The sequence below is a fragment of the Yersinia thracica genome (assembly GCF_902170565.1).
In the GTDB taxonomy this organism is placed as follows: domain Bacteria; phylum Pseudomonadota; class Gammaproteobacteria; order Enterobacterales; family Enterobacteriaceae; genus Yersinia; species Yersinia thracica.
Genome location: NZ_CABHXX010000032.1, coordinates 12,567 through 27,661, shown reverse-complemented (window position 1 = coordinate 27,661; position 15,095 = coordinate 12,567). Strand labels below are relative to the sequence as shown.

Below are 15,095 nucleotides of genomic sequence, written 5' to 3'. Positions count from 1 at the left end.
TCTATTAATTATCTTTTTAAGGAATGGAAGTGATATTCGAATTTTATTTTGAGGTTGCCGTGTTTACTGTTGGTTCTCTATTGTCTTTTTAATGAATATTATTGAGTTGGTATTAATCCGGGAGGGTTGTCAATGTATGTGTTTATTAATAAGCTAACTGTTTCTAATGTTATCACTAAGACAATAATATTAGTTAGTTTGATATTTGACATATTTACCCCTGGGCTTTCACGGCAAAATAGTATTAATGGAATACCAATGAATGAGCCTTATTATTTTAATTCAGAAGAATTTGAGACCTTGCCACACCATGATGAAGTCGCCTATAAGATGTTAAATACTGGAGCAAAACTGGCATCATCTGGCAGGGCATCTGATATCGCACGTTCAATGGCGAATGATGCGGCAAATCAAGAAATAAAACATTGGCTAGCTAAGTTTGGTACTGCTCAAGTTAATGTTAACTTTGACAAAAAATTCTCTCTTAACGAAAGCTCTCTTGACTGGCTTCTCCCTTGGTATGACTCCGATTCATATCTCTTTTTTAGTCAGTTAGGCATTAGAAATAAAGACAGCCGAAATACACTTAATATCGGTGCAGGAGTTCGTACGTTGCAGGAAAAATGGCTGTATGGGCTGAATACTTTCTATGATAATGATTTGACGGGACATAATCACCGTCTTGGTTTTGGTGTTGAGGCTTGGGCTGACTATTTGCAACTATCAGCTAATGGTTATTTTCGTCTTAATGGGTGGCACCCGTCCCGAGATTTCGCCCATTATAATGAGCGACCTGCTGCAGGTGGCGACTTACGCGTCAAAGCTTATTTACCAACACTTCCTCAATTGGGGGGGAAGTTAATCTATGAACAATATACGGGTGAACGAGTCGCTTTGTTTGGAAAAGATAATCTGCAAAGCAACCCTTATGCGTTTACTGCCGGGCTTAATTATACGCCGATACCTTTATTAACTCTCGGGGTTGAACAGCGCATGGGGAAAAGTCATCAGCATGAAACCCAGTGGAACTTACAAATAGATTATCGTTTCGGAGAGAGCTTTCGCTCGCAGTTTAGCCCCTCGCAGGTCGCCGGGACGCGTTTGCTTGCTGAGAGTCGTTATAATCTTGTCGAGCGTAATGCTAATATTGTGCTGGAGTACCAGAAACAGAATATGTTCAAACTGGCATTATCTCCAGCGGTGCTCTCTGGCCAGCCGGGCCAGGTTTATCAAGTTAGTGCGCGCGTACAGAATCAATATGCAGCAAAACGCATTATCTGGAATGATACTGAGCTAGTTGCCGCTGGCGGCAAAATAATCCTCATAGATACAATGAATTATAGTGTGGTTTTGCCTGTTTATCGACGCGTGGCATCCGCAAGCCGGGCCACTGGAGTGAGTAATGAGACCGAACTGGCGGCCAACACCTATAACATCAGCGCGACGGCGGTCGATGGTGATGGAAATAGCTCTAACCCATCAACATTGACCGCTATTGTTCAGCAACCTCAGTTTATTGTCACATCGACGGTGACAGGTGATGGTGCACCGGCTGATGGTAGCACCGCGATCACCGTTGAATTTACTGTTGCCAATCTTGATAATGCGCCAGTGGTAGGGCAAGAAGTTGTCATTACAACCAGTAATGGCGCACTCCCTAGCGAAGTCACGGAAAAAACTGATGGGAAGGGTACTGCGAGTATTGCATTAACCAACATGACTGCGGGTGTGTCTGTGGTCACCTTGGATATCGAGGGGCAACAGCAGAGTGTTGATGTTCAGTTTGCAGTAGATTCGACCCTAGATACTGCTCACTCAAGCTTTACTGTTTCCGCATCCGAAATTGTGGCTGATGGCACCATGAGCTCTACTCTTACATTTGTACCGCATAATAAAAATAATGATTTTATCAGTGGTATCAAGGATCTTAGTTTCATCCAAAGTGGAATTGCGGTAAATATCAGTGCCATTAGCGAGCAGCCAGACAGCTATACCGCGACTGTGACCGGAAATACAGCTGGGGATGTCACTATCACACCTAAAATTGGCACCACGGAACAGAGTGGGTTACAGAGAAAAATAACACTCGATCCAGTGCCTGAAATAACCGCTATTTCGGTCAATGGGGAAAATTTCGCGACGGATAAAGATTTCCCGAAAACAATCTTTAATAAAGCCACCTTCCAATTGGTGATGAATGGTAATGTGGCGAATAATACTCAGTATGACTGGACGTCATCATATATGCCCAACGTGGCGGTGGATAATCAGGGTAAGGTCAATATTGTCTATCAAACCTATGGCAGCACCGTTAAGGTGACAGCAAAGAGTAAAAAGTTCCCGAGCTATACCGCAACCTATCGGTTCAAACCTAATCTGTGGGTATATTCTGGCGGTCAGTCGCTGAAAACAGATATTCAAGCCAGCAGAATCTGCCAAGCTACAGATATGACGGCACTGATTGAATCCTCGCGCACCACTAATGGCTCGCGCGCAGCTGACGGGACGCTATGGGGAGAGTGGGGGAGTTTGACAACCTATGATAGCTCTGAATGGCCATCGGGCAACTATTGGACTAAAAAGACCAGTACAGATTTTGTCGCCATGGATATGACTAGCGGCGCATTGCAGGCAATATCGGTGTCATCGGCGTATCCACTTTGCGCGGCACCGCAATAGGGCTAAATACCAATCTTGCGGCCCAGCAAACTGGCGCCTTTAGAGTGACCATCAGGCCCATACAGTGTCTGGCCGTGGCGTGTGTTCAAAACAGCCAGCGCCTGAGTGTTATGCTCAATATGCTGTTGCAGTAATAGCCCATTATGCAGGTTGCTGTAGCGCAGCGCTTCGGCCAGCGCCAATATACGTTGCCAGCGGACGGCTAACTCATGCACGCTGCTGTACGGCGCTTGAATATTGCTCGTTTTTTCGGTGGTGAGCCGGGTCTGATCCAGATAAGCCAAGGTCGCCAAAATTGAACTTTTTTGTTCAGTGACACCTTGCAGCACCCTGCCTTGAATCCGACCGGAGCACAGTAATTGCTGTTCTTGCGCTACGACAGTTTTCAGGGATTCAAGCAGTTCCAGCTGCTGGTCCAGATTGGTTTGTAATCTTTCCACCACCACCTATCCTTTTACGGTTAACGATTTTACGGTTAACGATTATTTTATGTTTAGCTGTTCTTCAGATCATCTGCGACATTTCTGAGCAAAGCATCGGCAATTTTACCGGTGTCCATGGTCAGTTGACCTGAACGAATCGCCTGTTTTAAGGTTTCGACACGTTCTACATTGATGTCCTGACTACCCGGTTGCATCAATTTCGCCTGCGCGTCACTCAATTTAACCTCAGTACCACTCACCGGCGTTTTTGTCTGGGTAGACTGTTTCCGCGTTTGCTGCGCAATATCACTGGTTTCCCGTGGTTGCACTTGTGTTACCGGTAATAATGGCTGGGTGCGATCAATACTCATATGGTGTTGCTCCCTTATATAGCGGGATTGACGTTTATCGACCCGCAAGATTTTTATCTTTCAGCAAAAGAATAGCGGGATTGTCACTGTTTAACCCGCAAATAACTGCATACCAAGGTTATCGGCAAAGGTTACAAAAACTTTAATCACTATAACATTATCTTAATTGTACCATCGTCAGCCACGGTGCCACTGACGATTTGGCCCGACGCCATGCGCACCCGGACATTATCTTGCACTGCGGCGTTGTTCATGGCTTTGCCACTGCCGTTAACATTAAATCCGTCGCCCTGCGCTAAGACCTGCACATCTTGCCCTGCTTTGACTCTCCACAGGCGGCGCAACATATTGCGAGTCAGCGGCTGGCCAGCATTGATTTGCCGTAAACTGACCGCGCCTTGAGCAAAACTGGGTTCCAATAACGCGCCAGGGGGCAGGGTATCGAGCCGGCCTTGTTTCATTGCAATATCTTGCGGCGTGATTTTCGCCCCTGCCGTCAGTTGACGGGCGGCCACCGCATACTGGCCGCTGACCTGTACTTGGGTCTGAATAAAACGCCGTAAACCCTCGCACCGCACCGACAAGCTGATATTTCCCCAAGGGCGGGCATTGGGTGGCAGCGAAATTTCGGGCGTCTCGCATTGTGGCCATTGGCTCTGCGGGGTTTTGATAATGACATTAACCTGACGGCTTTTATCGGGATATTGCTGGCGAAAGAATTGATTTACCTGTGCTGATAAATCTGCTGCCATCGCCTGATGTGCCAATGCTTGACTCATAAACACTAGCCCTAAAGCTAAGGTTAGGGCGTCATTTCTTTTCATTGCCATCAATATTCTCTCCGTCCTCACAACATTATCTCCGTCCACACAACCGGGTAATGCCGGGGTATCCCCTCTCGCACACTAGTGTACCCGTAGCTCGACAAGGCTAAGGGGACAAATAGCGACGCATTTTGCTCTTATTCTGACGATAGGCTTCCCGGTACGGCGTTTATGCTGTCGACTCCAAATTCTAACCTTGCGGGGGGGACTATGCTCGACAAACTGGACGGCGCTCTGCGTTTTCAACAAGAGGCGCTTAACTTGCGCGCGCAACGACAGGAGATCCTGTCGTCCAATATTGCTAATGCGGATACGCCCGGCTTTCAGGCACGTGATATTGATTTCTCCAGCCAACTGAAAAAAGTGATGGAGCAAGGACGTGTCAATGGAACCGGGGTGTCACTCAGTTTAACGTCAGCCCGTCATATCCCTGCAAGTACAGTTCAGCCGCCTGATCTGGACCTATTATTCCGGGTGCCAGACCAGCCATCAATGGATGGCAACACGGTGGATATGGACCGCGAACGTACCAATTTTGCCGATAACAGCCTGAAATATCAGACCGATTTGACCATTCTCGGCGGTCAGATCAAAGGGATGATGTCAGTGTTACAACAAGGATAAGACGGATGTCTTTACTGAATATTTTTGATATTGCCGGTTCTGCATTATCAGCTCAGTCGCAGCGGATGAACGTCAGCGCCAGTAACATGGCGAACGCCGACAGTGTGACCGGCCCGGATGGTCAACCCTACCGCGCTAAGCAAGTGGTGTTTCAGGTTGCGGCTCAGCCGGGGCAAGAAACCGGCGGTGTGCGAGTTGCACAAGTTGTTGATGACCCAGCGCCAGATCGTTTGGTCTTTCAACCCGGTAACCCACTGGCGGATGCCAAGGGGTATGTCCGGATGCCTAACGTTGATATCACTGGCGAGATGGTGAACACCATTTCAGCTTCGCGTAGTTATCAGGCCAATGTTGAAGTGCTGAATACGACGAAATCGTTGATGCTCAAAACACTGACATTGGGTCAATAACAGGAGCCTGTACACATGGCTATTACGAATTCCCTGACTGATAGTGATTACGGGATTAACAGCACTAGCGGCACCGGTTCAACCAGCGGCAGCACCAGCCAGGATCTGCAGAACAGTTTCCTGACGTTGTTGGTGGCACAGTTGAAAAACCAGGACCCGACCAACCCAATGCAAAACAACGAATTGACCACGCAATTAGCGCAGATCAACACCGTGAGCGGCATTGAAAAATTGAATACCACTCTGGGTTCTATCTCCGGCCAAATTGATAACAGCCAATCATTGCAAGCTAGCAGCCTGATTGGTCGCGGCGTGATGATTCCGGGAACCAATGTGTTGGCCGGTAGCAAAGATGGCGTTGTGACCACTACACCATTTGGTGTTGAGCTGGAGCAAGCCGCTGACAAAGTGACGGCGACTATCAGCGACAGTAACGGCGTGGCAGTTCGCACGATAGAGATTGGCGGATTGACGGCGGGTGTGCATGCCTTTACCTGGGATGGCTCACTGGAGGCCGGTGGTAATGCACCGGACGGCGCTTATACCGTGACGATCACCGCGACTAACGGCGGTGCATCGGTGGTAGCGACACCTTTGAGCTACGCCATTGTTAATGGTGTCACTCGGGGTAGTGACGGCCCTAAATTGGATCTCGGCATGGCGGGTACCATTACGATGGATAAAATCCGTCAGATTTTGTAAATCGTAACAGCACAACACAACAGACAAGACGGTGAGTTACTCAGGTCTTGATGATTAAAAACAGCGTTTGATATGTCATCAACGCTTTAGGTCTGTAACGGACCCCGAATTTAACGGAGAAGAAAATGGGCTTTTCTCAAGCAGTCAGCGGTTTGAACGCAGCGTCCAGTAACCTGGATGTGATCGGTAACAATATCGCCAACTCGGCGACCTCAGGTTTTAAAGCCGGCTCAGTTTCTTTTGCCGATATGTTCGCCGGCTCTCAGACCGGGATGGGCGTCAAGGTTGCAGGGATTACTCAGGATTTTAACGACGGCACCACCACTACCACCAACCGCCGTCTGGACTTGGCTATCAGCCAAAATGGTTTCTTCCGCATGCAAGACAGCACCGGCGGTATCTTCTATGCCCGCAACGGTCAGTTTAAGCTGGATGAAAACCGCAATATCGTCAATATGCAGGGCCTCAACCTGACCGGTTACCCGGCAACAGGAACACCTCCGACGGTACAGCAAGGGGCCAACCCGGTTCCGCTGTCTATCCCCCAGGGCATGATCCCAGCCAAAGCCACCACTTCCGGCAATATGGTGGCTAACTTGACGTCGACGCACAAAATTATTCCCGCCGAGACAACCAGCAGTGCGGGGGTCACTACCCCGACGTTTGATCCCGAAAAGCCCGATACCTATAGCTTTGTGAATAACATGACCACCTTTGATAGCTTGGGTAACCGCCATGAAATCAACGTGTTCTATGTTAAGCGCTCCGAAGATTCTATCAATGGTAACTCTTGGGATGTTTACACCCGTGATAGCAGCGCCGCCCCTGCACAAGTGGCCGAGAGACGCGGTTCCATGCGTTTTGACACTAACGGTGCATTGGTTGAAACCACCCATCCGGTGATAACCCCACCGGCCACCACACCGGTAGAAACCCCAACAACTGTGCCTTTCACCTTGACCATCCCAATGGGGATAGTTAATGGCGCCCCGGCACAGGATTTCGCGCTGAATGTGGCGGGCAGCAAGCAGCAAAATACCGGTACGGACAGCATTGTTGCCCAAAACCAAACGGGTTATGCCGCGGGCGAATTCACTGGCTTCCAGATCAACAACGACGGCTCGGTGGTCGGGACTTATTCAAACCAGCAGAGCCAATTGCTAGGCCAAATCGTGATGGTTAACTTTGCTAACCCAGAAGGTTTGTCATCTGAGGGCAATAACGTCTGGAAAGAAACCCTGTCCTCCGGTAACGCGATTCTCGGGACGGCGGGTAGCGGCGGCTTTGGCACATTGACCAGCGGCGCACTGGAATCCTCTAACGTGGATTTGAGTAAAGAACTGGTGAACATGATTGTGGCGCAGCGTAACTATCAGTCGAACGCGCAGACCATCAAAACCCAGGATCAGATCTTACAAACTCTGGTTAACCTGCGTTAATCGCACTGACGGGACTCGCTCATGGATCACGCAATATATACCGCAATGGGGGCTGCCCGGCAGTCCCTCGAACTGCAAGCGGTTACCGCTAATAATCTGGCTAACGCCTCAACGCCGGGTTTCCGCGCGCAGCTAGCGGCGATGCGGGCCGTACCTATTGATGGGCCAAGTATGCCCACGCGCACTATGGTCACGGCGTCGACCCCCGGGGTAGATATCAGCCAGGGGACGATGAACTACAGCGGCCGTCCGTTGGATGTGGCCTTGCAGCAGGATGGCTATTTAGCGGTTCAACTGCCCGATGGCACTGAAGCCTATACCCGTAACGGGAATATTCAGATTTCAGCTGACGGGCAGATGACCGTGCAGGGCTATCCATTGATGGGTGACAACGGCCCGATTGATGTCCCCCCTCAGGCGGCGATTACCATTGCTGCGGACGGCACTATCTCGGCACTGAACGCCGGTGATTCACCGAATACCATTGCTCAGTTGGGGCAAATCAAACGGGTGAGAGCCACTGCCGGTGAAGTGATGCACGGCGATGACGGTTTGTTCCATCTGACCGCCGCGACCCAACAGGCGCGTGGTGCTCAGCTGGCTAATGATCCACTCATCAAAGTGATGCCGGGGGTGCTGGAGGGCAGCAACGTGAAAGCGGTTGAAGCTATGACCGACATGATTGCCAATGCCCGCAGCTTCGAAATGCAGATGAAAGTCATCCACAGCGTGGATGAAAACGAACAGCGCGCTAACCAGCTGTTAGCAATCAGCTAAGCGCATAGGCGCAGAGGAATAAACTGATGATCCGATCACTCTGGATTGCCAAAACTGGCTTGGATGCACAGCAGACCAATATGGACGTTATCGCCAACAACCTGGCGAACGTCAGCACCAATGGCTTTAAACGTCAGCGGGCGGTGTTTGAAGATTTGTTGTACCAAACCATGCGTCAACCGGGAGCACAATCTTCCGAGCAGACCACCTTGCCATCGGGTTTGCAGATTGGTACCGGTGTTCGCCCGGTGGCCACTGAGCGTTTGCACAGTCAGGGTAACCTGTCCAAAACCGATAACACCAAAGATGTGGCTATCAAAGGCGAAGGGTTCTTTCAGGTGCAGATGCCTGATGGCACCAATGCCTATACCCGCGACGGTTCTTTCCAGGTTGACCAAAATGGCCAACTGGTGACCTCTGGTGGTTTTCAGATTCAACCGGCGATTACCATTCCAGCCAACGCGATGAAAATGACAGTGGGTCGTGACGGTATCGTCAGTGTCACCTTGCCAGGGCAAACTGCCACTCAGCAAGTTGGACAACTGACTCTGGCCACCTTCATTAACAACAGCGGTTTGGAAAGTGTCGGTGAAAACCTGTACCAGGAAACCGCCAGTTCCGGTGCGCCGAATGAAACGACGCCGGGCCTGAACGGCGGTGGCTTGTTGTATCAAGGGTATGTGGAGACTTCTAACGTCAATGTGGCGGAAGAGTTGGTCAATATGATCCAGACGCAACGCGCCTATGAAATCAACAGTAAAGCGGTTTCAACTTCAGATCAGATGTTGCAAAAACTGACACAGCTATAAATCCGCTCTCGGGGGGCAAGAGCGCCCCCTGAGAGCCGCAGAATAATGAGTATTCGGGGCTGACCTTGCCAGCCTCTAACAGGTTACAGGATTGATAATCAGAGATGGATACATCGCCGCTGCGAAAATTAGGTGAGTTGAGATGGATGAGTGCGCCGTTGATGGCGACGCTATTGCTCAATGGCTGTGCGTATATTCCGCATAAACCCCTGGTGGATGGCTCGACGTCAGCACAGCCAGCCCCTGCCAGTGCGCCCCTGCCAAATGGCTCTATTTTCCAGGCTGCCCAGCCGATGAACTATGGTTATCAGCCGCTATTTGAAGACCGTCGCCCACGTAACATCGGCGACACACTGACCATTACCTTGCAGGAAAATGTCAGTGCCAGCAAAAGTTCTTCTGCCAATGCCAGCCGTAACGGTTCCAGCAAATTTGGTGTCGCTACCGCGCCACGCTATCTGGAAGGATTACTGGGTAATGCACGTGCTGATATGGATATTTCGGGTGATAACACCTTTGGTGGCAAGGGCGGGGCAAATGCTAACAATACCTTCAGTGGCACCATCACGGTGACGGTGGATCAAGTGCTGGCTAACGGCAACTTGCATGTGGTGGGCGAGAAACAAATCGCCATTAATCAGGGAACGGAATTCATTCGTTTCTCTGGGGTCGTCAACCCACGCACCATCAGCGGCAGCAATACAGTGACCTCAACCCAGGTGGCTGATGCGCGCATCGAGTATGTGGGTAATGGTTATATCAATGAAGCGCAAACCATGGGCTGGTTGCAGCGGTTCTTCCTTAATGTTTCGCCATACTAAGAGGCCCATTGATGCGTAAACAGTCACTTATCACCCTATTTATCATGCAGCTTATTGTGCTGTTCACGCTGGTGTCATTGCCAGCGTCAGCCGAGCGTATTCGCGATTTGGTGACCGTTCAGGGAGTGCGCGATAACGCATTGATTGGCTATGGTCTGGTGGTGGGGTTGGATGGTTCCGGTGACCAGACCATGCAGACGCCGTTTACCACGCAAAGTCTCAGCAACATGCTGTCACAATTGGGTATTACCGTGCCACCGGGCACCAATATGCAGCTCAAAAACGTGGCGGCGGTGATGGTCACTGCCAAGCTACCGGCATTTTCCCGCACCGGGCAAACCATTGATGTGGTGGTGTCCTCAATGGGGAACGCCAAAAGTATCCGTGGCGGCACCTTGCTGATGACCCCACTAAAAGGGGTTGATAATCAAGTTTATGCTTTGGCGCAGGGTAACGTGTTAGTGGGCGGGGCCGGTGCTTCCTCCGGTGGCAGCAGTGTTCAGGTCAACCAATTGACCGGCGGGCGCATTAGCAATGGCGCGACTATTGAACGCGAGCTGCCCACCACCTTTGGCACTGATGGGGTGATTAATCTGCAATTGAATACTGAAGATTTCACCACCGCACAGCAGGTCAGTGATGCCATTAACCGCCAACGCGGTTTTGGTTCCGCGACCGCCATTGATGCTCGCACTATCCAGGTGTTGGTGCCACGCGGTAACAGTTCGCAAGTGCGCTTCCTGGCGGATATTCAAAACATCCCAGTGAATATTGATGCAGGTGATGCCAAGGTCATAATTAACTCGCGCACCGGTTCGGTGGTGATGAACCGCAATGTCATGCTTGACTCTTGTGCTGTGGCGCAAGGGAACTTGTCGGTGGTTATTGATAAACAGAATACCGTCAGTCAGCCAGATACTCCCTTTGGTGGTGGGCAAACCGTCGTGACACCGAATACCCAGATTTCCGTTCAGCAGCAAGGTGGCGCATTGCAACGCGTCAATGCTAGCCCGAATCTGAATAATGTGGTGCGCGCCTTGAACTCTCTGGGGGCAACACCGATTGATTTGATGTCTATCTTGCAGGCGATGCAGAGTGCCGGCTGCTTACGGGCTAAATTGGAAATTATCTAATGAGCGATTTGATGGCCATGTCCGGCAGCGCCAATGAAATGTTCGGAGCCGCCTATGATGCCCAATCACTGAATAGCTTGAAACGTGACGCGGCGAGAGATCCTGATGGCAACCTAAAGAAGGTTGCCCAGCAGGTGGAGGGGATGTTTGTGCAGATGATGCTGAAAAGCATGCGCTCCGCCTTGCCGCAAGAGGGCATCATGAACAGTGACCAGACCCGGCTCTATACCTCAATGTATGACCAGCAAATCGCGCAGCAAATGTCGCTCAAGGGGCTTGGGCTGGCGGACATGATGGTGGAGCAGCTTTCAGGAACCTCTTCACCGAGTGAAACAGCCGGCACGGTGCCAATGATGCTGGATAATGAAGTCTTGCAAACTCTTCCGGCGCAAGCATTGGAGCAAATGGTGCGCCGGGCCATGCCGACACCGCCAGTCAACAGCCCAGTTTCATTGCCGCAAAGTACCGGTAATTTCGTCGCGCGTCTGTCTATTCCAGCGCAAATTGCCAGCCAGCAAAGTGGCATCCCGCATCAACTTATTATGGCGCAGGCCGCGCTGGAATCCGGTTGGGGTCAGCGCGAGATCCCAACCGCTGATGGCAAAAGCAGCTATAACGTATTTGGTATTAAAGCGGGCAGTAACTGGGATGGCCCGGTCAGTGAAATTACCACCACGGAATATGAGCAAGGTGTGGCGAAGAAAACCACAGCGCGCTTCCGGGTCTATGGCTCTTATGTCGAGGCGGTCAGTGATTATGTCAAATTACTGACCCAAAACCCGCGCTATGCCAATGTGGCTGCCGCTCAAAGCCCTGAACAAGGTGCCCATGCTTTGCAGCGCGCCGGTTATGCTACAGACCCCCAATATGCCCAAAAATTAGTCAATGTGATTCAGCAAATGAAGAATACCGGAGAGCAAGCAGTGAAAGCCTATAGCAGCAATCTGGATTCTCTTTTCTAATAGGCTATTTTACTGGTCATTTTGGGATTGGGCAGTGCTCGGCGCCGTCACGTACTACGTGTACGCTCCGTTGCCTGTGCGCTGGCCTCCCCCAAACTGCCTGCGACAATAACGCCTATCGGATTGGTGAGGATTGATCTTTACACCCATATTTTCACTCAAGTTTTCCAAACTCGGGCCGATACTCTGAATAGGCTGTGCGGGGGCGTAGATCTCCTCAGGCAGTATCCCAATATTAATAAATGCAGGTGCGCGATGTAAATCGCCTGCGGTAAAAGGATCTCTTTATGTCCAATAGTTTAATGAATACTGCGATGAGTGGTCTGAGCGCAGCCCAATATGCCTTGAGCACCGTCAGTAACAACATCAGCAATTTTCAGGTGGCTGGCTATAACCGCCAGAACACTATTTTTGCCCAAAATGGCGGGACATTAAGTCCGGCGGGTTTTATTGGTAATGGCGTGGCAGTGACCGGTGTTAACCGTGAATATAATGCCTTTATTACCAACCAGTTGCGTGCATCACAAACCCAAAGCAGTGGACTGACGACCTATTATCAGCAAATCTCTCAGATCGATAATTTACTGGCTAATACCTCCAATAACATCTCAACCACCATGCAGGATTTCTTCAACAACCTGCAAAATCTGGTGAGTAACGCGGGCGATGATGCGGCGCGTAAAACGGTATTGGGCAAGGCCGAAGGGCTGGTTAACCAATTCCAGAATGCGGATAAATATCTGCGTGATATGGATAATGGCGTCAACCAAAAGATAAGTGACAGTGCAACGCAAATTAATAACTATGCTGAGCAAATCGCCAAGTTAAATGACCAGATTACCCGCCTGCGCGGTAGCAGCGGTAGCGAGCCAAACGCCTTGCTTGACCAACGCGATCAACTGGTTACCGAGTTAAACCAGATTGTGGCGGTGACGGTCACTCAGCAAGATGGCGATGCTTACAATGTGTCATTTGCCGGAGGTTTATCTCTGGTGCAAGGGCCGAATGCTTATAAAGTGGAAGCCATTCCCTCCAGCGCCGATGCAACCCGCCTCACGTTAGGCTATAAACACGGCACTAGCGACACCATTGAAATTGATGAAAGTCGCCTGGCTAGCGGTTCGCTCGGCGGAACACTGAAATTCCGCAGTGAAGCACTGGATAGCGCACGTAACCAATTGGGCCAATTAGCTTTGGTGATGGCCGATAGCTTTAATACCCAGCATAAAGCGGGCTTTGATGCCAATGGTGATGAGGGCACAGATTTCTTTAGTTTTGTGAAGCCTTCTGTATTAAAAAATGCGAAAAATCAGGGTGATGCCAGCCTAACCGTCAATTACACCGACACCTCGAAAGTCAAATCCAGTGATTACACGGTGGAGTTTGATGGTACAGATTGGCAGGTTACGCGCTTGTCGGACAATACTAAAGTTCCGACCACGGCCGGAACGGATAAAGATGGCAAACCCACACTGAACTTCGACGGTATCGCGGTCAGCGTCACTAACGGCACGTCGGGGCCAGAAGGCAAAGATAAATTCACCATTAAAACGGTTTCCAATGTTGCCGCTAATTTGCAGGTCGCCATTACGGACTCCAGCATGATTGCTGCGGGTGGTACCAAGGATGGCGGCGCGAGTGACAACGTCAACGCGCAGGCGTTATTAGATCTGCAAACCAAAAAACTGGTCGACGGTAAAGCGACATTTTCGGGTGCTTATGCCGGGTTGGTCAGTAATGTCGGTAACCAAACGGCGACGGCAAAAACCAACAGCACGGCACAGGCCAACATCGTCAAACAGTTGTCAGCGGAGCAGCAGTCTATTTCCGGGGTGAACCTGGATGAAGAGTACGGCGACTTACAGCGTTTCCAGCAATATTATCTGGCGAATGCCCAAGTTATCCAAACCGCTTCGACGTTGTTTAACGCGTTACTGAGTCTGCGCGGTTAAGTTTTGGTTAGCGGCATTGCAGCATTGCCGCTGCTTATCTCATTTTAGGTTTAGTCAGAATGGCGGTTAATGCGGGCCGACTGACTAAGCTGTTACTAAAAGGAACTGACATCGTGCGCTTAAGTACCAGCATGCTGTATCAGCAAAATATGCAGGGCATTACCAATGCTCAATCCCTTTGGATGCAGTCAGGCCAACAACTTTCCACTGGCAAGCGCGTGGTTAATCCCTCGGATGACCCGATGTCGGCATCTCAGGCGGTGATGGTGTCACAAGCCGAGTCGGAGAATAACCAGTACGCGTTGGCACGTAGCTTCGCCCGCCAGAGTTCATCACTGGAAACCACGGTTTTGGCGCAGGCCACCAGCACCATTCAGTCAATTCAAAGTGTCATCATCAGTGCCAAGAGCGATATTTTGAGTGATGATGACCGCGCCTCTTATGCCACTCAATTGCAGGGTTTGAAAGACCAATTGGTTAATCAGGCGAACATCACTGATGGTAATGGCCGCTATATTTTTGGTGGTTTTCAAAGTGATAAGCCGCCTTTTGCTGTTAGCAAAACCGGTGAAGTGACTTATATGGGCGGTAATGTCGCGATTGAGCAAAAAGTCGATGCTAATCGGTCAATGACGGTCGGTCACACCGGTGACAGTGTCTTTATGGCGCTGACCAGCAATGCCAAACCAGAACCTGATGATGCTAATGGTGCTCCGGTGGCTTCTGAAAACAATATCTTTAATACCATAGATACTGTTCTCAATGCCCTCAAAACACCCATGCAAGGTGCGACCGATGAGGTTAAAGAACAAGTGAATGCGGCGATGGATAAAGGTATCCGCGGCATGGCTAACTCATTGAATAATGTGTTATCTGTCCAAGCGGAAATTGGTACTCAACTGCAAGAATTGGACAATCTTGATGGTTTGGGTGCAGACCGCACCTTGATCAACAAGCAGCGGCTGAGTGATTTAGTGGATGTCGATTGGAACTCTGCTATCTCTTCCTATGTTATGCAGCAGGCCGCCTTACAGGCCTCTTACACCACATTCACCAATATGCAGGGCTTATCTCTGTTCCAACTGAATAAATAATCTGCTTTCAACCTGTGGGCTAGCCCCACAGGATCCCCTTCATACTTGCTGGCAGCCTACCGGCAACGCCAATGAC

15 protein-coding genes are annotated in these 15,095 nt (G+C 50.2%); 12 read left to right on the top strand and 3 right to left on the bottom strand.

Annotated features, from left to right (window positions below; genetic code table 11):
- Positions 1 to 132 precede the first annotated feature (132 nt).
- A complete protein-coding gene (locus FTA91_RS04980) occupies positions 133 to 2,679 on the top strand; it encodes an inverse autotransporter beta domain-containing protein (RefSeq protein ID WP_145533827.1) in 2,547 nt (848 codons plus the stop codon).
- Positions 2,680 to 2,681: 2 nt separating this feature from the next.
- Here FTA91_RS04980 and FTA91_RS04975 read toward each other — a convergent pair whose 3' ends face one another.
- The 3 genes from FTA91_RS04975 to flgA all read right to left on the bottom strand — a co-directional run bounded on the left by FTA91_RS04975 (position 2,682) and on the right by flgA (position 4,302).
- Positions 2,682 to 3,122, bottom strand: coding sequence for a flagella synthesis protein FlgN (locus FTA91_RS04975; protein WP_050114407.1), 441 nt, complete (start codon positions 3,120 to 3,122; stop codon positions 2,682 to 2,684).
- Positions 3,123 to 3,172: 50 nt separating this feature from the next.
- Positions 3,173 to 3,472, bottom strand: coding sequence for a flagellar biosynthesis anti-sigma factor FlgM (gene flgM / locus FTA91_RS04970; RefSeq protein WP_050114406.1), 300 nt, complete (start codon positions 3,470 to 3,472; stop codon positions 3,173 to 3,175).
- A 149-nt stretch (positions 3,473 to 3,621) separates the two neighbouring features.
- Positions 3,622 to 4,302: a flagellar basal body P-ring formation chaperone FlgA gene (flgA, locus tag FTA91_RS04965; protein ID WP_145533829.1), complete on the bottom strand. Its 681-nt coding sequence runs from the start codon at positions 4,300 to 4,302 to the stop codon at positions 3,622 to 3,624.
- 204 nt (positions 4,303 to 4,506) lie between these two features.
- On the opposite strand from flgA, the gene flgB reads away from it, so the two are divergent.
- The 11 genes from flgB to flgL all read left to right on the top strand — a co-directional run bounded on the left by flgB (position 4,507) and on the right by flgL (position 15,019).
- Positions 4,507 to 4,920: a flagellar basal body rod protein FlgB gene (gene flgB, locus FTA91_RS04960; RefSeq protein ID WP_049556589.1), complete on the top strand. Its 414-nt coding sequence runs from the start codon at positions 4,507 to 4,509 to the stop codon at positions 4,918 to 4,920.
- Between the two features lie 5 nt (positions 4,921 to 4,925).
- Positions 4,926 to 5,330, top strand: a complete 405-nt coding sequence (flgC, locus tag FTA91_RS04955) for a flagellar basal body rod protein FlgC (RefSeq protein WP_038633767.1) — start codon at positions 4,926 to 4,928, stop codon at positions 5,328 to 5,330.
- A 15-nt stretch (positions 5,331 to 5,345) separates the two neighbouring features.
- On the top strand, positions 5,346 to 6,032 hold the full coding sequence (flgD, locus tag FTA91_RS04950; RefSeq protein WP_050114404.1) for a flagellar hook assembly protein FlgD: 687 nt from the start codon (positions 5,346 to 5,348) through the stop codon (positions 6,030 to 6,032).
- Between the two features lie 125 nt (positions 6,033 to 6,157).
- Entirely contained in the window at positions 6,158 to 7,471 is a 1,314-nt protein-coding gene (gene flgE, locus FTA91_RS04945) for a flagellar hook protein FlgE (RefSeq protein WP_050114403.1), read from the top strand.
- A 21-nt stretch (positions 7,472 to 7,492) separates the two neighbouring features.
- Positions 7,493 to 8,248 carry a flagellar basal body rod protein FlgF gene (locus tag FTA91_RS04940; protein WP_050114402.1) on the top strand — a complete coding sequence of 252 codons (756 nt, stop codon included), beginning with the start codon at positions 7,493 to 7,495 and terminating at the stop codon, positions 8,246 to 8,248.
- A 26-nt stretch (positions 8,249 to 8,274) separates the two neighbouring features.
- The gene (flgG, locus tag FTA91_RS04935) at positions 8,275 to 9,057 is read left to right on the top strand and encodes a flagellar basal-body rod protein FlgG (protein ID WP_050114401.1); all 783 of its coding nucleotides are present in this window, start codon (positions 8,275 to 8,277) and stop codon (positions 9,055 to 9,057) included.
- A 104-nt stretch (positions 9,058 to 9,161) separates the two neighbouring features.
- A complete protein-coding gene (gene flgH, locus FTA91_RS04930) occupies positions 9,162 to 9,878 on the top strand; it encodes a flagellar basal body L-ring protein FlgH (RefSeq protein ID WP_050114400.1) in 717 nt (238 codons plus the stop codon).
- A gap of 11 nt (positions 9,879 to 9,889) precedes the next feature.
- Positions 9,890 to 11,011, top strand: coding sequence for a flagellar basal body P-ring protein FlgI (locus FTA91_RS04925; protein ID WP_050114399.1), 1,122 nt, complete (start codon positions 9,890 to 9,892; stop codon positions 11,009 to 11,011).
- Positions 11,011 to 11,973 (top strand): flagellar assembly peptidoglycan hydrolase FlgJ, encoded by a 963-nt coding sequence (flgJ, locus tag FTA91_RS04920; RefSeq protein WP_050114398.1) that lies wholly within the window; start codon positions 11,011 to 11,013, stop codon positions 11,971 to 11,973. The genes FTA91_RS04925 and flgJ overlap by 1 nt, the downstream gene beginning before the upstream one ends.
- Before the next feature lie 287 nt (positions 11,974 to 12,260).
- Positions 12,261 to 13,925, top strand: coding sequence for a flagellar hook-associated protein FlgK (gene flgK, locus FTA91_RS04915; protein ID WP_050114397.1), 1,665 nt, complete (start codon positions 12,261 to 12,263; stop codon positions 13,923 to 13,925).
- 113 nt (positions 13,926 to 14,038) lie between these two features.
- Positions 14,039 to 15,019, top strand: a complete 981-nt coding sequence (gene flgL / locus FTA91_RS04910) for a flagellar hook-associated protein FlgL (RefSeq protein ID WP_050114491.1) — start codon at positions 14,039 to 14,041, stop codon at positions 15,017 to 15,019.
- Positions 15,020 to 15,095 lie beyond the last annotated feature (76 nt).